The 20025-nt window shown below is 72.0% G+C and carries 18 protein-coding genes; 6 read left to right on the top strand and 12 right to left on the bottom strand.

Translation table 11 applies throughout. The features are described from left to right. Positions 1-32 precede the first annotated feature (32 nt). On the bottom strand, positions 33-1358 hold the full coding sequence (locus D7223_RS12595; protein WP_158610872.1) for an SMI1/KNR4 family protein: 1326 nt from the start codon (positions 1356-1358) through the stop codon (positions 33-35). 167 nt (positions 1359-1525) lie between these two features. Continuing rightward, positions 1526-2185: a P-loop nucleotide/nucleoside kinase family protein gene (locus D7223_RS12600; protein ID WP_238161877.1), complete on the bottom strand. Its 660-nt coding sequence runs from the start codon at positions 2183-2185 to the stop codon at positions 1526-1528. Positions 2186-2409: 224 nt separating this feature from the next. Between D7223_RS12600 and D7223_RS12605 the strand changes: the two genes are divergently transcribed. Then, positions 2410-4710 carry an ATP-binding protein gene (locus tag D7223_RS12605; RefSeq protein ID WP_147252494.1) on the top strand — a complete coding sequence of 767 codons (2301 nt, stop codon included), beginning with the start codon at positions 2410-2412 and terminating at the stop codon, positions 4708-4710. 88 nt (positions 4711-4798) lie between these two features. Here D7223_RS12605 and D7223_RS12610 read toward each other — a convergent pair whose 3' ends face one another. From D7223_RS12610 to D7223_RS12620, 3 genes are all read right to left on the bottom strand, one after another. Continuing rightward, positions 4799-5428: a DUF305 domain-containing protein gene (locus D7223_RS12610; RefSeq protein ID WP_120728450.1), complete on the bottom strand. Its 630-nt coding sequence runs from the start codon at positions 5426-5428 to the stop codon at positions 4799-4801. A gap of 69 nt (positions 5429-5497) precedes the next feature. Continuing rightward, the gene (locus D7223_RS12615) at positions 5498-6391 is read right to left on the bottom strand and encodes a DUF1996 domain-containing protein (RefSeq protein WP_120728452.1); all 894 of its coding nucleotides are present in this window, start codon (positions 6389-6391) and stop codon (positions 5498-5500) included. A 327-nt stretch (positions 6392-6718) separates the two neighbouring features. Continuing rightward, the gene (locus D7223_RS12620) at positions 6719-7960 is read right to left on the bottom strand and encodes an MFS transporter (RefSeq protein WP_158610873.1); all 1242 of its coding nucleotides are present in this window, start codon (positions 7958-7960) and stop codon (positions 6719-6721) included. Between the two features lie 26 nt (positions 7961-7986). On the opposite strand from D7223_RS12620, the gene D7223_RS32765 reads away from it, so the two are divergent. Continuing rightward, the gene (locus tag D7223_RS32765) at positions 7987-8361 is read left to right on the top strand and encodes a hypothetical protein (protein WP_158610874.1); all 375 of its coding nucleotides are present in this window, start codon (positions 7987-7989) and stop codon (positions 8359-8361) included. On the opposite strand, the gene D7223_RS12625 is transcribed toward D7223_RS32765, so the two are convergent. The 3 genes from D7223_RS12625 to D7223_RS12635 form a co-directional block, all read right to left on the bottom strand. Beyond that, positions 8330-9568 carry a YcaO-like family protein gene (locus tag D7223_RS12625; RefSeq protein ID WP_158610875.1) on the bottom strand — a complete coding sequence of 413 codons (1239 nt, stop codon included), beginning with the start codon at positions 9566-9568 and terminating at the stop codon, positions 8330-8332. The two genes, D7223_RS32765 and D7223_RS12625, sit on opposite strands and share 32 nt — an antisense overlap. 273 nt (positions 9569-9841) lie before the next feature. After that, complete coding sequence (locus tag D7223_RS12630; RefSeq protein WP_120728458.1) at positions 9842-10930, bottom strand: sensor histidine kinase; 1089 nt, start codon at positions 10928-10930, stop codon at positions 9842-9844. Then, positions 10927-11586, bottom strand: a complete 660-nt coding sequence (locus D7223_RS12635; protein WP_120728460.1) for a response regulator transcription factor — start codon at positions 11584-11586, stop codon at positions 10927-10929. Before D7223_RS12635 ends, D7223_RS12630 begins: the two co-directional genes overlap by 4 nt. Before the next feature lie 188 nt (positions 11587-11774). Here D7223_RS12635 and D7223_RS12640 point away from each other — a divergent pair, with 188 nt between their 5' ends. The 3 genes from D7223_RS12640 to D7223_RS12650 all read left to right on the top strand — a co-directional run bounded on the left by D7223_RS12640 (position 11775) and on the right by D7223_RS12650 (position 14169). Further along, positions 11775-12671, top strand: coding sequence for a S1 family peptidase (locus tag D7223_RS12640; RefSeq protein WP_120728462.1), 897 nt, complete (start codon positions 11775-11777; stop codon positions 12669-12671). A 144-nt stretch (positions 12672-12815) separates the two neighbouring features. Beyond that, positions 12816-13181, top strand: coding sequence for a nuclear transport factor 2 family protein (locus D7223_RS12645; protein WP_120728464.1), 366 nt, complete (start codon positions 12816-12818; stop codon positions 13179-13181). Positions 13182-13356: 175 nt separating this feature from the next. Then, positions 13357-14169 (top strand): MerR family transcriptional regulator, encoded by an 813-nt coding sequence (locus D7223_RS12650; protein ID WP_120728882.1) that lies wholly within the window; start codon positions 13357-13359, stop codon positions 14167-14169. Positions 14170-14373: 204 nt separating this feature from the next. On the opposite strand, the gene D7223_RS12655 is transcribed toward D7223_RS12650, so the two are convergent. The 3 genes from D7223_RS12655 to D7223_RS12665 form a co-directional block, all read right to left on the bottom strand. Next, positions 14374-15813: a dihydrolipoyl dehydrogenase family protein gene (locus tag D7223_RS12655; RefSeq protein ID WP_120728466.1), complete on the bottom strand. Its 1440-nt coding sequence runs from the start codon at positions 15811-15813 to the stop codon at positions 14374-14376. Positions 15814-15980: 167 nt separating this feature from the next. After that, positions 15981-17276, bottom strand: coding sequence for a GAF domain-containing protein (locus tag D7223_RS12660; protein ID WP_120728468.1), 1296 nt, complete (start codon positions 17274-17276; stop codon positions 15981-15983). A 328-nt stretch (positions 17277-17604) separates the two neighbouring features. Continuing rightward, entirely contained in the window at positions 17605-18066 is a 462-nt protein-coding gene (locus D7223_RS12665) for a DUF4260 domain-containing protein (RefSeq protein ID WP_120728470.1), read from the bottom strand. Between the two features lie 245 nt (positions 18067-18311). Between D7223_RS12665 and D7223_RS12670 the strand changes: the two genes are divergently transcribed. Next, positions 18312-18509, top strand: a complete 198-nt coding sequence (locus D7223_RS12670; protein WP_120728472.1) for a hypothetical protein — start codon at positions 18312-18314, stop codon at positions 18507-18509. Positions 18510-18587: 78 nt separating this feature from the next. Here the strand turns inward: D7223_RS12670 and D7223_RS12675 are convergent, their stop codons facing one another. Next, positions 18588-19652: an extracellular catalytic domain type 1 short-chain-length polyhydroxyalkanoate depolymerase gene (locus tag D7223_RS12675; protein WP_120728474.1), complete on the bottom strand. Its 1065-nt coding sequence runs from the start codon at positions 19650-19652 to the stop codon at positions 18588-18590. Positions 19653-20025: the final 373 nt, after the last annotated feature.

A 20025-nucleotide genomic window follows, 5' to 3' on the forward strand; every position in this document is an offset into this window, starting at 1 on the left:
AGGGCTGGCCTGACCGGGACCGGCGGTCAGAGCTACACTGGCACGTCGATCACCTGGATCGGCTTCCGTTTCCAGGCCGCGAGCAGGCCGTTGACCACCTCGACCGTGTCCGTCCAGCCGGCACGGCCACTCAGGCCGGCGGTCAGCAGGGTCGACGGGACCTGCCCGGCGCGCAGCAGTTGCTGCCAGCCCACGACGTCGAGCCGCAGGTATTCCAGCGCGGGTAGTTCGGTGGTGGCGGGAAGGTTGGCGACCACGGCGGATTCGGTGACCAGGGTGCGTAGCCGGTGGCCGGCCAGAGCGGACAGGTCGCAGGGCACGGCTGCGGCTCCGATGTACAGCACTTCGGTCGTCGGCTGGACATCGGCGAGTGTCTTGCCGGTGCGCGACCCGACCCGCACCAGCAGCTCGCCCTCCGGACCCGGCTTCGCCAGGGTGGCGGGCCGCTCGGTGAGCAGCTCGGTCAGCGAGGGCGCCAGCCAGCGGGCGCCAGCGGACATCTCGTGGTCGACGAACAGCACCTGGCCGAACGTCCCCTGCGGCCCGGGGGCGAGGTCGACGACGTACAGGTTGCCGCCGCCGTCCTCGCCGACCACGAACCACGCCGACGAGGCCGCCAACTGCTGCACCCGGCCGTGCGGATCGGGCGCGACGACCTCGGTCGCGCCGTAGGTCCAGGACAGATAACGGGCCTGCGGTTCCAGATAGGCGCGGGCGGCGGCGTCGGCAAGCGGCACGATCCGCAAGCCGTAGAAGAGCTCCCGGTCGGCGGGCTGCAGGACCAGGGTGCCCTCGGCGGCGGCGAGGAAGAGCGCCCGGACGTCATCGGGCAGCGCGACGCCGAGGTCCGCCTCCGCCGCGGCAAGCTCCGACGGGTCGACCGGCCGCGCGTCCGGCAGCAGCTGCCGGACCAGCGCGGTGACCGTGGCCGCGTCGGCACCGGCGGACAAGGCCACGTCGTGGCGGACCGGCTCGCGGCGGTACGGCTCCGGATGCGCTCCGGCGACCAGGTGCACGTCCTCCAGCAGGTCACTGCCCATCCCGAACGACACCTGCGGCGCGCTGGGGACGATGCTCACCACCGCCGACCCGGAGCGCGTCGTGACGCCGCGCACCGCGACGGTCTGCCCGCCGGTCAGCCCGGCCAGCGACCTGAGCATGTCCGTCGGCCGCTCACCCCGCTCCAGTCTCAGTCCGGGGAGGCTGTGGTCGCCGTCGTAGGCGATCGAGCCGCCGAACGCGCCGGGTGCCATCGTGCCGCGGAACTCGGCCTCCGCTGCCCCGGGGGGCATGCTGTTGCGCAGCGCGGTCACGAACGGACGCCAGGCATCGGCCTGAGACAACGAAGCGTCGATCACCGCGTGATCGTAGGCGGGAGGTCGGACACCCCGGCAGGTGCCGACCGGTCCAGTTGGCCAACCTCCCTGAACACCCCGAGCGACCGGGACACCCGTGCGTACCTCGTGATCACCGATCCTCGCCGGGTCGGGATGAGCAGTCGGGCAACGTGGCGAGGACCGGGGCGTCAGGAGACCGCCGGGGGCCAGCGGTGGGTGCGCCACTCGTTCCATGTCGCGAACCCGGCCGGTGGGTCGTCGATGGGCTCGCTGCCGTCGAGCTCGCCTGGCGTGGGGATGTCGATGGTGGCGGCCCACTCGGCGAGTTCTTCGTCGGACATCGGCCACGTCGTCTGTGGGGCTTCGGCTTGGCGCCGATCGAGTCGTCTGCGCTGTTCGGCCGGGTCGAGTTCGAAGTAGCGCATCTGCACCGTCGCGCCGAGGTCCGCTGCGGCCCGGCGTAGGGCGGAGCGCTCGTCGCGGCTCCAGAGGCCGAAGTCGATCACGACATTGGTGCCGAGTTCGAGGGCGCGCAGCCCGATCTGGATGAGCCGTCCTTCGATCACGTCCTGAGCCGATGGCGGATTCTCGTGCCCGTAGAGAGCCTTCACCCATTCGTCCTTGGTGAGACGGAGTGCCCGCTGCTCGATCTCGATGCGCCAAGCGGCAGTGGTCTTCCCCGTGCAGGGGAGTCCCACGGTGAGGAAGAGCGTTGGTTGTCTCATGATCACCCGCTTTCGACCCGAAGGCCCATCTCCGCCGACGCCCACCCGTACCGGCGTGCCGGGCGTCGTCGCGCTCGGCACGGCACCGACCGATGACGCCACAGGCTGTCGCGCACGCTGCACCCGGAGCTCCCGACCGGGCGAGACAGCGCTGACGCGGGCACCTCTCCGGTGGACCGGAACTGGCATCATGGTCGCATGCCGAGCGATCTCCGGGTGTCGATGGCTTCGCGTACTGGCGTGGGCGTGCCCGACGCGGCCGGGGCGGCGGTCGGTTGAGCGCCGACGGGTGGCGCGGTGGTCCGACTCGGGTTCCCCCGGACGGGAGACGCGACCCTCGCCGGAACGTGGCCCTGCTGTTGGTGACGGTGTCGAGTCTGCTCTCGGTCGTGCTCGCCGTCGTGGTCAACGTGGCGACCGGCGGTGAACTGCCCGAACCGGTCGCGGCGTACGGCTGGCTGGCCTGGCCGACGGTCGCCGCGCTGACCCTCGCCGGGGTCGGCCTCGCGCTGTGGCAGCACCGGCTGGGACAGGTCGGGCAGTCTTGCCCGACATCCGCTCTCCCGCTTGCGGAGGTCCCGTCCCCGCCGAGTGAGCTTCCGGTCGCGCCGCGTCTCACCGGTCGGGAGACGGAGCTGGCCACCGTTGAGGAACTGGTCGCGGACGGCGCGCAGGCCGTCAGCATCTCCGCGGCGCCGGGCACGGGAAAGTCGGCACTGGCCTTGTCCTACGCCCACCGGGTCCGCGAGCGGTTCCCGGACGGCCAGTTGTACGTCGTCCTGGGCGGTGCCGGCCCCGACCCCGTGCCGTCGCAGGAAGCGCTGATCCGGATGCTCAAGGCGCTCGGTCGGGACGTGGAGGAACGCCGGGGCACGTTGGAGGAGTTGTCGTCACGCTTCCGGTCCCTGGTCGCGCACCGGCGGCTTCTCGTCGTACTCGACGACGCCCGCGACGCGGCGCAGGTACGGCCACTGATCGCAGCGGGGGCGGGCTGTCTCACCCTGATCACGAGTCGCCGGCTGATCGCGGACCTGCCCGGAACCGCCGTGCTGACCCTCGACGCGCTGTCGTCCGGACAGGCGCTCGAACTGCTGGCGGCGACGGTCGGCGCGGACCGGATCGCCGCGGACGCCTCGGGTGCCCGCCGGCTGGTCGAGGTCTGCGCGGGGCTGCCGCTCGCGCTGCGTATCGTCGGATCCCGGCTCCGCGCCCGACCCGGGTGGACCCCGTCCGCCCTGGCCGACCGGTTGGCGGACGAGAGCCGCCGGCTCGACGAGCTACGGGTGGGTGACCGGACGATCAGGTCGGCCTTCCAGTCCACGTACGAGGAGTTGAGCGATGTGGACCGGCTGGTGTTCCGGCGAGCCGGGTCGCATCCGGGTGTGCTGTTCGGGCTCCAGTCGGCGGCGCGTCGGTGCGGCCTCGATTCGTCCGCGGTGCGGGACGCCCTGGACCGGCTGGTGGACGCCTTCCTGATCGAGGCGCCGACACCGTCGAGCTACCGGCTACACGACCTCCTGCGGCTGTTCGCCGCAGAGATGATGGAGCGGCAGGAGACGGCCGGCGACCGTGCCGCCTGCCTGATCCGGCAGCTGGACTGGTTACGGGACAGGGCCGGGTCCGGCGGCGGTGTCGCGGACGAACGCGACAACATCCTGGCCGTGCTGCGGACCGCGGTGGCCGAAGGGCTCACCGACCAGGCGTGGGCACTGGTGGAGGCGGTGCACCCGCTGCTGACCGCGGCCGACGACCACAGCTACCGACTGCAGCTGTGGCGATCGGCGGAGCAGGCCGCGGCATCGGCGGGCGACGACCAGCGGCGGGTGCGCGCGTTGCGGTGGGTCTCGCACTCCTACGGGCTGGCCGGCGAGGTGGAGTCCGAACTGTCTGCGGCGCGGGAGGCCGTCGCTCTCGCCGAGCGACTCGGCGACACGGAGGAGTTGGCACAGACCGTTCGCCGAATGGGCGAGGCGCTGCGGTCGTACGGACGTCCGGATGAGGCGGAGGAGTCGCTGCTGCGGGCTCTGCGACTGTTCCAGCGGTCACACGCGGTCGAGGAGGAGATCGAGGTCCGCTCCGCCCTGGGGGTCCTCTACAACACCCTTGGTCGTCCTGAACGCAGCATTCCGACGCTGGAGCGGGCGGCGGCACTCCTTCCGACGGCGGAGACGGCACTACACGGTTACGTGTTCCTGGGGCTGGCTGCCGGCCACAAGATCGCCGGCCACCCGACGGAGGCGGCCGCTCTGACGAGGCGAGCCTTCGACATCGCCGACCGGCTGGACGACGAGTTCCTCCGCGGGTACTGCTTGCACGAACGGGGCTGGCTCGCCGCGGAGGACGAGCGGCACCGGGACGCCGAACAGGACTTCCGCGCCATGCTGGAGATCTTCACGCGGATCCGGCACGGCGCCGGGGTGGGTGGGGCACAGCACGCCCTCGGCGCCGTCGCGGCCGCTCAGGGTCGCCCGGACCAGGCGGCCAGGGCGTATCGGGCGGCGATCGCGGTGTACGAACGGCTGGGCAACATGGAGTTCGCAAACAAGGTCCGGCGTTCCCTGTCCGCGCTCAACTCGACCCGACCGACCGCCGATGGCGACCGTATGAGCCCCGACGACACCGACCCGAGAACGTCGAGTCGGCCTTGAGCACCGGCGGGTGAACTTCCATGGCTCTCGATGGTCTGCCGGACTGTATCCGCAACTGTCGATGAGCGCGCGCCGTCCCGGCCCGGGCTCAGGTGCGGCAGCAGGCATCGTCCAGGTCCATCCGATCGAGCCGGGCGAGTTCGCCATTGCCCGTTCGGAGCACCGCCGCGGCGAACGCGGTGGTCGCGGGGTGGTTCCCGCCCCGCTGCTCCGCGGCGGCGATCCGGATCGTCTGTGCCAGGTGCGCGCGCAGTTGCCGCTCCGCCAGCCGGTGGAACGCGACACCGTCTGCCGACCGTAACGCGGTCAGCTCTGCCTCGGTGGCCATGCCCGGCATGTCGTGGCCCTCGTGCGGGTTGGTCGCCGGGGCACCGGCCTCGGTGAGCAGCCGACGGGCCAGGTCCAGGTCGTCACGGTGTGCCGCGCCGACCCGCGCGGCCAGGCGTCGCCAGGCCGGGTCGGTGGTCCGGCCCGGCACCATGTCGAGCACCGGCAGTAGGCGCTCGGTCATCGCCGCGGTCAGCTGGAGCCACGCGATGTCGGTCGCGTTGAACTGACCGGCTGTCGGGGTGGACGGGACCGGGCCGGGGGACGTGACTGTCGACGGCACGACCGCCGGCGGCGTGGTTCGGGTGGGGCCCGGCGAGCCGGTGGCGCAGCCGATGGCGAGCAGCGCCACGAGGAGCAGGGGGATGGGTGCGGTCACGGGCGTCCGCATCCGGCCTCCTTTGGCTCGGACGGCGGGCCCGGCGTGACCGGGCCCGCCTCCGGGGGGAAACGTGCCGACTCAGATCGGTCGGCCGTCGTGACCGCACTTGATGACGGGACGGATGCAGTCCTGGACCCGGCGGGCCATCTCCGCCACCGGCCAGGCGTTGAAGAAGTCGCCGTGCATGGTGTAGCCCGGCCCGGAGGCCAGCCGGAACCGCGACGGGTCACCACTGACCGGGTATCGCAGCACCTGCCGCAACTTGGGCACGTGCACCGGGTGGGTGCTGGGGCAGGCCTGGTTGACCGGGTACGCCAGGTGGCTCTTGTGGTCCGGGGAGTCGAGGTCCCGACCGTTCCAGCACTGCGGGAAGTCCAGGTACGACTCCAGCATGGTGCCGGCCGGGCAGTTGACGAAGTTCTTCGACGGTGGCACGTGCCCGGCGTGCAGGCACGACCAGCGGGCGATGCTGTCGTTCGGCCCGGTGGCTCGCGCGTTGCCGGCGACGAGTCGCAGCCCCAGTGGGAACGGCTGGGTGTTCGCGACGACGTCGGCGCGTACCCCCTCGCCCAGGTAGTAGAACGTGGCGATCGCCGGCTCCACCGGCACGTTGTCGCGGTACAGCGTCGGCACCCAGTAGGACGAGACGTCCACCCGCGGGTTGCAGGTGGTGGGGGAGCTGACCAGATCAGGGAGAGTGGTGTTCGCGTTCGTCACCGTGCTGCCGAAGAAGCTGTGCATGTGCGAGGCGCCGGGCAGCCCGGGGAGGACGATCGGGTCGTCCGGCAGCCGGTGGCTGTAGGTGCAGTCGGCGGGGAACTCGGCGACCCGGATGGCGTTGACTCCCGGGGCGGCATCGGCGCGTGCGGTGGTGGAGAAGAGGTACGTGCCGAGTAGCACCAGCAGAGCGCCGATCGCCGTGGCGAGGCGCAGTCGGTGGTGGACGCCGGAGAGGGGTGCGGCCCTGTCCATCTTGTGACTCCTGTCGGGGGACGGGCCAGGGACAGCTCCGGCGCCGCCGCCGAAGACATCGGAGATTGCCATGGCCAGAATTGGTGGTGTCCGGTGGATCCCGGACGTGAGAGCGCTCTCACCGCCCCAGCCTCACCCCTCATGTCGAAGCTCGTCAATGCGTGCCGCATTTGGTGGAAATCACGACGACGAAGGACCCGGGCCCTGGTTGGGGCCCCGCCCTTCGGTCGTGAGGTGCTCCGTCGATGGTGCGCCGCGCCCAGCCAGGACACGCGGATTCCCTTCGGCGTTGCTCCGCGCGGTAGCCGGTGGATCGCGGCAGTGCGGCTAGTTGACCGCGATGCGCAGGCCACGCACCGGTGAGGCGGTGACCAGGGCGAGGCTGAGCACGACGGGCACGGCCAGCACCAGGTACGCGACCCGGACGCCGTAGGTGTCTGCGGCCAGCCCGCCGATCAGGGCGCCGAACGGAGTACCGCCCCACGCCACCATCCGCCCGGTGGTGTTGACCCGGCCCTGCAGCGCATCGGGCGTGAGCAGTTGGCGCACGGTGATGCCGTTCGCGTTCACGGTCAGGCGCGCCACGGCCCACATCGCCCACCCGGCCAGCGCCAGGGCGAACACCGACGTGCCGGCCAGGCCGACGAGGGCCGCGACGAAGATGATGAGCCCCGTGATCGACACCACTCCCTGGCCGGCCCGACGGCTGGCTGCGGGCAGGACGACCGCGGCGACCAGCGAGCCGGCCGCGGCGGCGGCGTAGAGCAGACCCAGGCGCTGGTCCTCGGGGCCCACGCCGAGAGCCTGGTCGGCGTGGACGACGAGCAGACCCAGCACGCCGCCGGCGGCGACGTTGAGGCCGAAGCCCGCGGCGGTCAGCGTACGCAGGACCGGCGTACGCCAGAGGTGGTGCACTCCTTCGGCGATCTCGGCCCGCAGTCGGCGGGCCACCGTCGGCCCCGGGTCCAGGCCAGTCCGGATCTGGGCGAGCAGCACGGCGGACACCAGATAGGTGGCGGCGTCGACGGCCAGCACCAGGGTGGGGTCGGCGATCGCGGCCAGCAGTCCGGCGGCGGCGGGCGCGGCGATCTCCAGCGCGATCTCGGTGGACCAGATGAGACTGTTCGCCCGGGTGACCCCCGGCTTGCCGACGATGCGGACGAAGGCGCCCCAGGCCGCGGCGTCGAACCAGCAGAAACCGCAGCCCACGCCGAACGCCACGATGAGCAGGTACCAGGGGGCCAGCGCGTCGAACAGCGCGGCGACCGGCACGGTGGCGAGCAGGAGCGCGCAGCACACGTCGGCGACGATCATCATGCGCTTGCGCCGCAGGCGGTCCGCGGCGGCGCCGGCGAAGAGCCCGAACAACAGGTACGGCAGGGCTTCGAGGCCGACCACCGCCGCGGTCAGCGCCGGGGAGCCGCTCGTACGGTAGACCAGCAGCGGCAGGGCGACGGCGCTGGCAGCGGTACCGGCGACCGAGACCGATCGGGCGAGGTACCACAGGGAAAAGTCACGGTGGAACAGCCGGTGTCCTTCGACGCCGGCTGTCGCGACGTGCCGCGTCACCGCCTGCTTCAGGCGAGCACCGCAAGGTGCCGGTCGTCGATGCTGGTCAGTGCGAGGTGCAGGTCCGTCGCCAGGTCGTCGGCGAGACGAGCCATCGGCGCACCGCCCTCGTCTCCGGGGTGGAAGCAGCACGTACCGCCGCCGCCTCCGGGCCCGCGGTGTTGCGCCACCGGCTCGTTGTCACCGGGGTGGAAGCAGGCGTACCCGCCGCCGCCGATCCCACCGTGACGAGCAACCAGCTCATCGCCGTCGTCGCCGGGACGGAAGCACAAGTTGCCGCCACCGCCACCGGGCCCAGGGTGACGAGCCATCAGCTCGTCGTCCCCGGCACCGGGGCGGAAGCGAAATTCGACAGCAGACATGTTTCCCTCATCTCGCTCGGACCGGATGTGGTCGAGTGATCGTCGCCTGGTCCGGCGACGGCCACAAGTGCCACCCGCGCCCGGTCGGGATGACGGGCACCCCGTGCCGCACCAGGCTGAAGCGCTCCAGCCCTGGGGCGATCGTGGTGGCCACCGCGATCGGTGAGCCGACGGGCGCGATCTCGCACACGTGGTAGCCGATGCCGTGCCGGGCCAGAGCCCGCCCGACGTGCTCCAGCCCCCAACCCGGGCTGCCGTCGCCGGCCACGTCCGCGCGTAGCGGCACCGCCCGCACCGGGCCGGAGAGCAGTTGGTCGAGTGGCATCGAGGCACATCGTTGCAGGGCCGGCCAGGTCGCCAGACGCTGGCCCGCAGGCGAGCCGGCGGCGGATGGTGAGAGCGCACAGACCTGGATCAGCTCGCCGAGGGCACGCGACGCGGCGTCGGTGGCCCAGAGCGACGCGCCGGCCCCGAGCCGGGTCGGTTCGCCGTCGGCCGTTCGGCTGACCGCCAGGTACACCGGCACATCCAGGTCGGTCGTGACGTCGAGCAGGTGCACGGGTGCGCCGGCCGCCCGCTCGGCCTCCGCATGAAGTGAACGCAACCCGTCCGGCAGATCCCCGACCGGCACGAGGTCGACGTCCGGGACTCCGGCGACGAACCAGCGCAGCAGCGCCTGCCCGAGCCCGTCGTGTTCGATCAGCTCGCAGAGGCCGTGATAGACGGCCTCCGCCAGGTCGACGCCGGCCGCCGTGCCCAGACTGGACGAGTACCGTAGCAGACTGCGGTACGGCCGGACGTCGTCACCCGCCACCGGCCACCGGTAGTAGCGCGGATCAGTGAGGAAGGTGGGATAACGGACCCCGCCGTACGAGGCACACGCCGCGACCGCGTCCGGGAACTCCGCCGCCCACCGCCGTACGACCAGGTCGGACTCCAGGGCGGACTGTCCGGCCACGACGGTCGCCGACAGTAGCCTGGTGGCGTCCGCGGTCCATCGGCGGTTGTCCCGGGCTGACATGAGATAGCGCTCCAGGGCCTCGAAGTACGCGCTCGCCGCGCCCTGGTGACCCGTTCCCTTTCCCGCGCCCACGGCGACCCGTGCTCCGTCCCGGAACAGCGTGACGCGCGTGGTCGGTGACGCGGCCACGCCGAGGACCGCCGCCCGCGCCGTGAGGCCGAGCCGGTTGATCTCGGCCGAGGCTGTCGCGAGGGCGCACTCCGCGGTTACGGATCGGAACGGCACCGCGCCTCGCCCCGGACGATTCACGGCCCGGACTTTCTCAGCGAACTGCCCTGATGTCAACGGCTGTAGCGGAATCGTGGCGCGCTGACGCGCCCAGTCGGTCGGTGAGTGGTCGCGGTGGAGACGGTCGCCCGCTTGGCGGGGGCACGGGCGCTGGTCGGAGAGCGATGGTGAAGCGGCTCAGCGTCATCTTCTTCGTCCTCGAAGCGCGTTGAGCCGCAGTCCAGGCGGCCGTCGCACGCCGGTGGTCGCGCGAGCGGCGGCAGGGGAACGTCAGGAGTCGACCGCTGGGAACGTGACCTGGATCCGCAGTCCGTCCCGGCCGGTGGAGGAGGCGGTGATGATGCCGTCGTGGGCCCGGGTGATCGAGCGGGCGATCGCCAGTCCGAGGCCCGCGCCGCCGCTGTGGTCGATGCGTCTGCCGAACCTGCGTCGGAACGGCTCGAACAGGGCGGCGACCTCGTCCGGGGGGACGTCGTCGCCGGTGTTCTCCACGACCAGCGCCGGGTCCGTGCCCACCCGCACCTCCAGGGTGCCTTCGGGTCGGTTGTACTTCAGGCCGTTCTGCACCAGGTTGACGACCAGTCGTTCCAGCAGCACCTGCTCACCGGCGACCAGTCGGGGGGTCAACCGGCTGATGATCGTGACGCCGGCCTCCTCGGCCCGGGCCCGGTGGGCGTCGAGCACCGCCGCGACGATCTGGTCGAGCCGAAGTGGGACGCGCGTCTGCAGACCTCGATCGCTCTCGCTGAGCACCAGCAGCCCTTCGATCAGGCGTTCGTTGCGCTCGTTGGTTTCCAGCAGTTGCGCGGTGAGTAGCGCGAGCTGGTCGTCGTTGAGCGTACGGGCCATGCCGACCTCGATGAGGGTGCGCTGGACGGCGAGCGGGGTCCGCAGTTCGTGGGACGCGTCCGCGGCGAACCGGCGCTGGGCTTCGTATCCCACCGCGATCCGGTCCATCATCTCGTCGATGGCGCGACCCAGGACGGTCAGTTCGTCGCGGCCCGGGCCGGGCTTTAGCCGGTGGCCCAGGTTCTGTGGTCCGACATTGGCGATCACCGGCACGAGGTCCCGCAGCGGACGCAGGCACCAACGTACGGCCGGGTAGCCGGCGGCCAGGAGGGCCAGCAGGACGACCACCACGGCGATCGCCATGGGGATGCGCGGACGCCGGAACACCTGTGCGCAGAAGAACGAGGCGTCGTTGCCGGGCGCCCGCAACTCTGGTGTGACGCACCAGGACGGGCCGAACTCCCGCCACAGCGCGAGCAGCAGCTCGGCGACCGTCGTCACGAACGGGGCGATGAGCAGGAGCGTTCCGACGACCAGAAGCATCCGCCGGGCCGGTGAGGGGAGGCTCATGCCCCGAGCCGGTAGCCGACGCGGGGCACGGTGTGGATCACCGGCGGATCCCCGAGCTTGCGGCGCAGGGTCATCACGGTGGTCCGTACCGTGTTGGTGAACGGGTCGGTGTGTTCGTCCCAGGCCTGTTCCAGCAGTTCCTCGGCGCTGACCATCCGACCGTCGGCGCGCATCAGTACGTGCAGGACGGCGTACTCCTTCGGTGACAACGAGAGCGCCAGCCCGTCGCGGGAGGCCGTGTGCCGGGTGATGTCCAGCACGATCCCGTCCCGCTCGAGCACCGGGGGCAGCGCCGGGGTGGAGCGCCGGGACAGTGCCTGCAAGCGGGCGACGAGTTCGGCGAAGGCGAACGGCTTGGTCAGGTAGTCGTCCGCGCCGAGGCCGAGACCCTCGACGCGCTGCCGGATGCCGGCCGCGGCGGTCAGCAGCAGCACCCGGGTGCCGGCGTCGGAGCCGGCGATCCGCCGGCACACCTCGTCGCCGGTCTTGCCTGGCATGTCCCGGTCGAGGACGGCCACGTCGTAGCGGTTGACCGCGAGCCGCTCCAGGGCGCTGTCACCGTCGTAGACCACGTCGACGGCCATGGACAACCGGCGCAGCCCTTCGGCCACCGTGTCGGCCAGCATCCGCTCGTCGTCCGCCATCAGCACCCGCACCGCGCTTCCTTCCCCGTCGTTGGTCGTGCCCGCGACCGCCGCCCGCGAGGCTGCCACCCCTCGCATAAAGAACCCATAAGGACGCCGCTGACGCTCCGCGGACGACCGGAGCCGCAGCATCGGTGCGGTCCTGCTTTCCGTGCGTACAGGCTGGTGATCCCGTGTTCCGACTCGTCACGAAGTGTGCCATGGTCGCCCTGACGGCCACGGCGGTTGCCGTCGCTCCCGTTTCGGCCCGGCCGGCGTCGGCGATCGCCCACGGTGAGGACACGGCTGACGGTGCGTACCGGTTCTCCGTCCGGTTGACCATGACCGGTCTACCCGTGGCCGGCGGTGGCACCCGGGACAGTTGGTGCTCCGGTGCGCTGATCGCCCCGCGCTGGGTGATCACTGCCGGCCACTGCTTCCGCGCCTCCGACGGTCAGCGGGTCAGCCGGGTCGTGGCCGACCGGACCAGTGTCACGGTCGGGCGCACGGACCTCACCGGTCGGGGCGGATACGAGGCCGAGGTGGTCGCGGTCCACCAGGCCGACACCGCCGACGTGGCCCTCGTCGAACTCGACACCGCGATCACCGACGTGGTGCCGCTGCGGCTCGCCGACACGCCCCCGGTGGCGGGTGAGGTGCTCCGGCTGACCGGGTGGGGCTCGATCACCGCCGACGGACTCGTGCCGGCGGGCCGGCTCCAGACCGGCCGGTTCACCGTCGGTCGGGTCGGCGCCGAGGTCATCGAGACCTCCGGCCGGCAGCCCCGCGCGGACACCAGTCCATGCCCGCACGACTCCGGTGGGCCCTACTTCCGCGAGCAGGCGGACGGCACGGCCGTCCTGGTCGCGGTCGTCAGCACCGGTCCGGGATGTCCACACCCGGGTCCCGACTTCAGCGCCCGCACCGACATCCTCGGCGACTGGATCGCCGACACGATCGAACCGGCCGACGGCCCGGCGCGCTGGATACCAGCGGGATTCGGCGCGAGTGGGGTGCTTGTGCTGGTGTCGGTGGCCCTGGCGACGCTCCGACGCCGACGAGCGGCGGCGCCGGGGTCGGAGGGGGTACCGGGACGAGATCCCGCGCGACGGGGATGAGCAGATCGCCGCCGATGGCGAGGCGGATCTTCGTATGATGATTCTGCCGAACTCGACCGGCTGTCGTCCGAGCAGAACTGACGGCTGTCTCCGCTGATCAGCGTACTTGACTCTCTCCCCGAGGGAGACCTGATCGTTGGGGGTATGGACGTGAACTCGAAGCGAGGAACTAGGGTCGCCTGGGATGAGTTGCCAGCGGTGATCACGGCATACCTTCCCGCGCACGAGGCCCGGGATACCGGGACGGCCGTCGGCGCGTTCGCCGCGGACGCTGTGGTGACGGACGAGGGCCGTACCTACCGAGGGTTGGACGAGATCCGGAGCTGGCTCATCAACGGGGGCAGCGAGTACACGTACACCACGGATTTTGTCGGTGCACGCCGGGTCGGTGAGGCTGAGTTCGACGTGGTGCAGCATCTGGAGGGGAACTTTCCTGGTGGATCGGCGGACCTGCACTACCGGTTCGTCCTGGACGGTGCCTTGATCACCCGGCTCACCATCGCACCGTGAGCCACGACGCCCGAGGGGTGATCACGGTGGGTGGTGTCCCGGGCTCCACCCCGCCACAGCGCGGCCGGCTGTGACCTGCTCGCCCCGACGGGCTGCTCGGGTCCGGGTCCACTCGACGGTGACGGCGCGCTGTCGCCCCTCCCCGAGGGGAGGGACGAGGATGGGGACTGTGACGATGCGGAAGGGCTTGACCATCGGCGAGTTCGCGACCGTGACGCACCTCAGTGTGCGGACCCTGCGGCGCTATCACGAGTCCGGGCTGCTGACCCCGGCGAGGGTGGACCCGTACACGAACTATCGGTACTACCTGCCCGACCAGATCGCGACGGCGCAGGTCATCCACCGTCTCCGCGAGCTCGATGTGCCTCTGGCCGAGGTGAAGTCGATCATCGCGACCGCCGATCCGCACCAGCGCGCCGAACTCATCGCGGGCCACCTGCGCCGGCTCGAGTCCGAACTCGACCGTACCCGGGCGGCGGTGGTGTCCCTGCGCCAACTGCTGCGGCCCGACGCCGCGGCACTCGACGTCGAACTGCGTTCCGTCCCGGCGCGGACTGTCGCCGCCATCAGTGCGAAGGTCCGGATCGAGGACTCACTCGCCTGGTTCGACACGGCGATGGACGAGCTGGACTCAGCCTTTCCGCAGGCCGAACGTGCCGGGCCGCCCGGGGGCCGATACGCCAACGACCTGTTCACCGAGGGTGCCGGCACCCTGACCGTCTTCCGGCCGGTCCGCCGCCCGCGCGGTGATGGCCGGATCGAGGTTGTCGATCTTCCGGCGACCGATCTGGCGGTGACCGTCCACGCGGGCCCGCACGACGACATCGATGTCAGCTACGGCCGCCTGGGGGACTGGGTCGTCTCGCATGCCCTGGGCATCGACGGGCCCGTCCACGAGACCTACCTGGCCGGTCCGCGCGACACCGGGGACGCCCGGCGGTGGCGGACCGAGATCGGCTGGCCCGTGTTCCGGCTCACCCCCGGCTGAAGCCAGACGTCGCGCGGTGACGGGTCTCCGAGCCGGAGGCGGTGCGGCCTGCGGTTCGACCGCAGCGGTCCCGAGGCTGTTCGTCTCCGGTGCCGCACCGCGCCGGTGTGCGGCATTGCCGGTACACCCGGCCGCGCCGCCGCCCGGGCCCTGCTGCGCCGGCTGCCCCGGGCATGAGACCTGGGGCGCCGACCTCGTCCGGTGTCAGGACGTGCGGGCCGCGGTCCGCAGTGCCGCCAGCACCGGCCGGACCAGCCGGCGGGTGGTGGGGGTCAGCAACCGCCGTTGCAGGTGCTCGCCGACGGCGTCGACGGCGGCCAGCGCGTACGTGGGGTAGGGGTGCACGGTGCGGTACAGCTCGGTGAGCCGGGCCCGGCGGGCTACCAGCGCGGCCAACTCGCCGATGACCTCACCGGCGCTGGGCGCGACGACCGTGGCGCCGACCAGCCGCCCACTCGGGTCGGCGACCAGACTCGCCCACCCGTCGGTACGCCCGGCGGCCACCGCCCGGTCCACGTCGGCAAGGTCGAGGCGGGCGACGACCGCGCGGTCGCCCCACCGGTGCCGGGCCTGGGCCGCGCGCAGGCCGACCCGGGCCACCTCCGGGTCGGTGAAGACCACGTACGGCATCGGTAGGTAGCGCACGTACCGGGGCAGCCAGAACAGCGCGTTGAGCGTCGCCGTCGCGGCCTGGTGGGCGGCCACGTGGGTGAACGGCAGCTCTCCGGTGACGTCGCCGGCGGCGTACACCCCCGGAGCCGTGGTACGCATCCGGGTGTCCACCCGGACCGCGCCCCGATCGGTGAGCGCCACCCCCGCCTCGGGCAGACCCAGCCCGTCGGTACGCGGTCGACGCCCGCCCGCGACCAGGATCCGGTCGGTGTCGATCTCACCCGGCTGCCCGCCGGTCAGCCGTACCCGGCCACCCACCCGGACCTGGGTCACCTCGGTGGATGTCCTGACATCGACGCCCTCGTCGCGCAGCCGGGCGGTGATCAGCTCGCCCACGTCCGGGTCCTCCCGGGCCAGCAGGCGCGGTCCCCGCTCCACCAGCGTCACCTGGCTGCCGAGCCGGGCGAACGCCTGCCCGAGTTCACAGCCCACCGGCCCGCCACCGAGTACCAGCAGACGTGCCGGCAGTACCTCCAGGCCCCAGACCGTGTCGCTGGTCAGGGGCGCGGCCTCGGCCAGTCCCGGGATCGGCGGCAGCTCCGGCGCCGAGCCGACGGCCACCAGCACGCACCGCGCCGTCACCGCCCGCCCGTCGGACTTCATCCGGACCCGCCGGGGCCCGACGAAGACGGCCTCGTCGGTGATCACTTCCGCCCCGGCGGCACGGACCCGTTCCGGCGCGTCGTGCGGTTCGATCGCCCGCTGGGCCGCGCGGATGTGCGCCATCACCTCCGCGAGGTCGACCGCCGGCTCCACCGGAGCCAGGCCGACCCGGTCGGCCCGTCGCATCCGGTGCGCCAGGTCCGCCGCCTCGATCAACGCCTTGCTCGGCACGCACCCGGTCCACAGGCACTCGCCGCCGGTGCGGTCCCGCTCGACCAGCGCCACCCGGGCGCCCAGGCCGCCCGCGATCACCGCGGAGACGAGCCCCGCCGTGCCGCCGCCCAGCACCAGCAGATCCAGGTCGGCCACGCTGTGTCACCCCCGATGCCGCCACCGCGGCAACGTCCGCGGTCCCGCCGCGACGCTACCGGCCCCCGGCGAGCATCGGCGCCGTCCACGGGAACCCGTTCGCGAACGGTAAGGGGAACCCTGCCCGGGGAGGCGCCATCGGTCCTGAGGGCCGTCGAACGTAGTGGTCAGCGGTTGAGGTAGGCGGTCAGGCCACCGAGTTCTTCGCTGGCGATGAACACCGACCGCACGTTGAGGATGGCTTCCTCGACGTGGGTGGGGCAGCCCCACGCAGCGTCGCCCCACGAATCAGCGATCTTGATCTCGGCCGGCGCGGTGCAGCCGGCGGCGCCGCCGAGCTGGCAGTGCTCGGGGTGCGGCGTGGTGGCCTGCGCGGCCGCTGCGGCACGCATCCGGCTGGCGAGTTCCGCGGCGGCGGCGGCGCGCTGCTCAGCCTCGGCGCGCAGCTCCCGCTCCACGCGTACCACCTTGGCCAGCTCGTCATTGGCTGACGTGGCGCGTGCCTCGGCGGCGAGTTTCGCCTGCTCGATGTGGTGGCGTTCGATGGCCAGGGCCGCGGTGCCGGCGAAGAGCCGCGCGAGGGCGAGGTCGGAGTCCTGCGGGACGCGTGGGGTGCGGTGGTACATGGCGAAGGTGCCCAACAGGCCGCCGTCGCGGGCCAGGATCGGCGTGGACCAGCAGGCCGCCAATCCGGCCTGGCCAGCCAACTCACGGAAGTCGTCCCAGAACGGATCGACGGCGATGTCGGTGACGATGACTGGTTCCCGCCGGTGGGCGGCGGTGCCGCACGAGCCGACACCTTCGCCGGTCGCGATGCCGTCGATGGCGTGGTTGTAGAAGTCGGGCAGGCTCGGCGCGGCACCGTGACGTAGGTGCCGGGCGTCGGGATCGGCGAGCAGGACGGAGACGAGCACCTCCCGCGGTGCCAGGTTCTCGATACAGCGGGCCATCCCGTCGAGCACCTCGGTCAGGGGTGCCTGGCGGGCGATCTGCTCCAGCAGGGCACGGTGTTCGGTCATCAGCCGTTGAGCATGTTTGATCTGCGTGGTCTCCACGCCGATCATGCGGACTCCGGTCATGGTGCCGTCGGCGTCCCGGCGTGGCTCACAGGTGAAGTCGAAGAACGCCTCGCGCGCGTGCGGGCCGCCGCCCAGAACGACCCGGACGTCACGGCCGGTGTAGGGCTCGCCCGTGCGGAAGACCTGGTCCAGTAGCGCGATGATCTTCTGACCGGCGGGGTCAGGCATCAGTTCGGCGAGCGCGACCCCGACGCGACCGGGCTCCTCGCCGATGGTGGCGAAGAACGCCGGGTTCGCCGTCTCCACCAGGTGCGCTGGCCCCGCCAGCGACGCGAAAAGGGCGATGGACTGCCCGAACAGTGCCCGCAGATCCTCCTCCGCTGCTCGCCCGGCAGCCGCCGGAGCCGCAGCAGCACGGGACATCTGGCCTGGTACTGCGGTCACGGGTGGGTTCGCCTCTCGTCCTCGGTACGCGGAACGACCGATCGTGCCACCGGCCGGTAGGGGTGGCCGCGCGGTGCGGAGGGAGTTGGCTCAGTCCGCCGTTGCAGCGTACCCACGTGCTCGGCCCCGCAGGTCTTACCCACCGGGCGAGCACGCAACCCGTCGCCCGAACAGCCGCGTCTGACAAACCCCAGGGTGTCGGGATCCGGCGAAGCGCAGCTCGACCTCGCCCGGTACCCCCTTCTCGGTGAGACGGGAGCGATCTCGCGGATGCCGTCGGGCGGCGTCCCTCACCCGAGGAGAACCCGGATCACCTCGGCGTGCTTGATCACGTCGAGGACGGTCCATCCGCGACGGCGGTGTCGGGCCCGCCGGCCGCCCTGGTGCCGGAGCTCGGCTCGGCACGCCGGGCCTTCCCGATGGGACCCAGGTGGGTGTGTTCGAATCCCTCGGTCGTCTTGAGGCCGTAACCGAGGGCGCGGTCGACGGCGACGTGGAAGGCCCACGCGATGGCCAGGACCCCGAGCCAGGTGATCTGGTCGCCGAACGCGGCTGCGGTCACGGCCACCGCGCCGAGCGCCGCCGGCAGGGCGTAGGAGTGCGCCAGGTTGTAGCAGAGGGCGCCGAGGCGTGGCCCGTGCAGGTAGCCGAGCATGGACAGGTCGAAGACGAGGAAGAGGGCGAGCAGCGACCACCACGGGTACCCGGCGGCGATGGTCACCACGACGGTGAGGGCCGCGACCACGACGCTCTCGATGCGCTGAGTGGCGACCGGGTTCAGATCTGGCATTCCGCCTCGATGTCGGTCCGGGCTTCTGCTCGACGGCGACCGTGTCCCTGCCGGTCGGGGTACGTCGGCTGCCCCAGTATGCGCCGTCCCCGTGCATCAGCGTCGTCGAAGGCGATCAGCCGCCCCACGAACCAGGCGGGGTCGGCAAGGTGAGGGTAGTGGGTGACGGCCGGCGCCGACTCGATGACCGCACCAGGGATGCGGCTGCGTAGCCAGGCCGGATAGCCGTCACCGACGGGCAGGCCGTGCCGGGACAGGTACGGGGTGGGCTGCCGGACCGGCAGCAGCCACTACGGGACAGCCCGGTGCCCGCGCTCGACCAGCAGCTCGACTTCGACAGCGTGACCGGTCAGGAACGACCGATGACGGCGTTCAGCCGGATCTCGACGCGCATCTGCGGCGCGGCCAGCGCCAGCTCGAACCCCACGAGCTGGCGACGTTGACGCGCATCGGCACCGCGGTCGCGGCCGCCGTCAACCGCTCCGCGACGCCGTCCGCGCCGTAGCCGCCGGGGGCGGACCTCATCGCATCGGGTGGCGCTCGGCGAACTCCCACGCGATCGCGCTGGCGTCGGGGCCCGCGTGGTCGGTGTAGCGGCCGTCACCGTCCGGGCCCGGCCAGGCGTGCCCCATGTCCTGGACGCGGTACGCCTCGACGACCGACGAGCCGTCCGGCGCCGTGACGGTCACGTGCGTGTACGGGTGCCGCCCCGCCTCGGCCGGCACGGACACGGTCTCCTCGGTCAGGTCGAGGCTGTCGTTGGGCAGGCCGTCGTCGACGAGGTCGCCCACCGCGGTCCAGTGGGTGACGAGCCGGGTGGCGACCAGGGGCGGCACGACCTCGTCCCGCTCGCCCTGAATGACCAGCAGCGGCACCCGCCGGGCCCGCTCACCCATCTGGGCCCAGGCCTGACGCGCCGTGTCCAGCGGCGACGTCGCGTCCGGGTCGTCCGGGTCGACCTGGTTGAGCCCGTACTCGCCGCCGGCGACCGAGGTCACCGTGGCGAAGACGTCGGGATAGGTCGCGGCGAGGATGACGGCGGTCCCCGCGCCCGACGAGGCGCCGGCCACGTGCACCCGCGCGGGATCCGCGTCGTACTCCTCGACCACCTGGCGGGCGACACCGGCGAGCAGTGCCGGTTCGCCGGTGTGCCGCTGCTGCTCCCGCGGGTCGCTGGAGTTCCAGCAGGCGATCACGTTGCGGGAGATCAGTTGCGTGGGGTAGACGACGATGAAGCCCTCCCGGTCGGCCAGGCGGTTGAACTGCGTCGTGGACTTCATGGAGTTCCAGCCGTAGCCGGTCATCGCGCAGCCGTGGATCGCCAGCACGACCGGCAGCCGGACCGTCCCGTCGTGCTGAGGCGGAAGGTGGACCTGGTAGCGCTGCGACCCGGCGTCGCCCTCGTAGACGTGGTTACGGTCACCCTCGCCCAGCTGCCAGGGCAGGCCGAGTTGAAGGGCGGCGACGCCGAGGCTGGCGGCGGCCACGACCGTGACGAGGATGCCGGAGACGATCCGGAGCCACCGCCGTCGCGACGGACGGGTGGGCTCGATGACGACGCCCGGCGAGGAGGGCGGGGGAGTCATGCGGGCCTTCTTTCCAGTACGGGGACCGGCGTGGTGGACATGCCTCCATGACAGCGCGGACCCGGCTGACCGGTCAGTGGCGCCATGTCACCACCGGATGTGACGCCGTGTCACTGGTCGTGGCTGACTGCACATCGCCGGGCCGCCCCGCGAGAAGCGGGTGAGGACCGACGCGGGGCGAGCCACGCCTCGGCCTCCACCCGCACCGGCGGTACTCACTCGGTGACGACGGCGGGCGGGTCTTCCCGCCATGTCCTCTCGTCGAATGTCACGGTGAGATGGTGACGCGGTGACACTGCCCGGAGGGCGCGGTGAGCGCTGCGATGGGGAGGTCCCCACGCTTGGAAGGAACCTCACCGATGAACGCCGCAGG

The sequence above is a fragment of the Micromonospora endolithica genome, assembly GCF_003626595.1.
Lineage (GTDB): Bacteria > Actinomycetota > Actinomycetes > Mycobacteriales > Micromonosporaceae > Micromonospora > Micromonospora endolithica.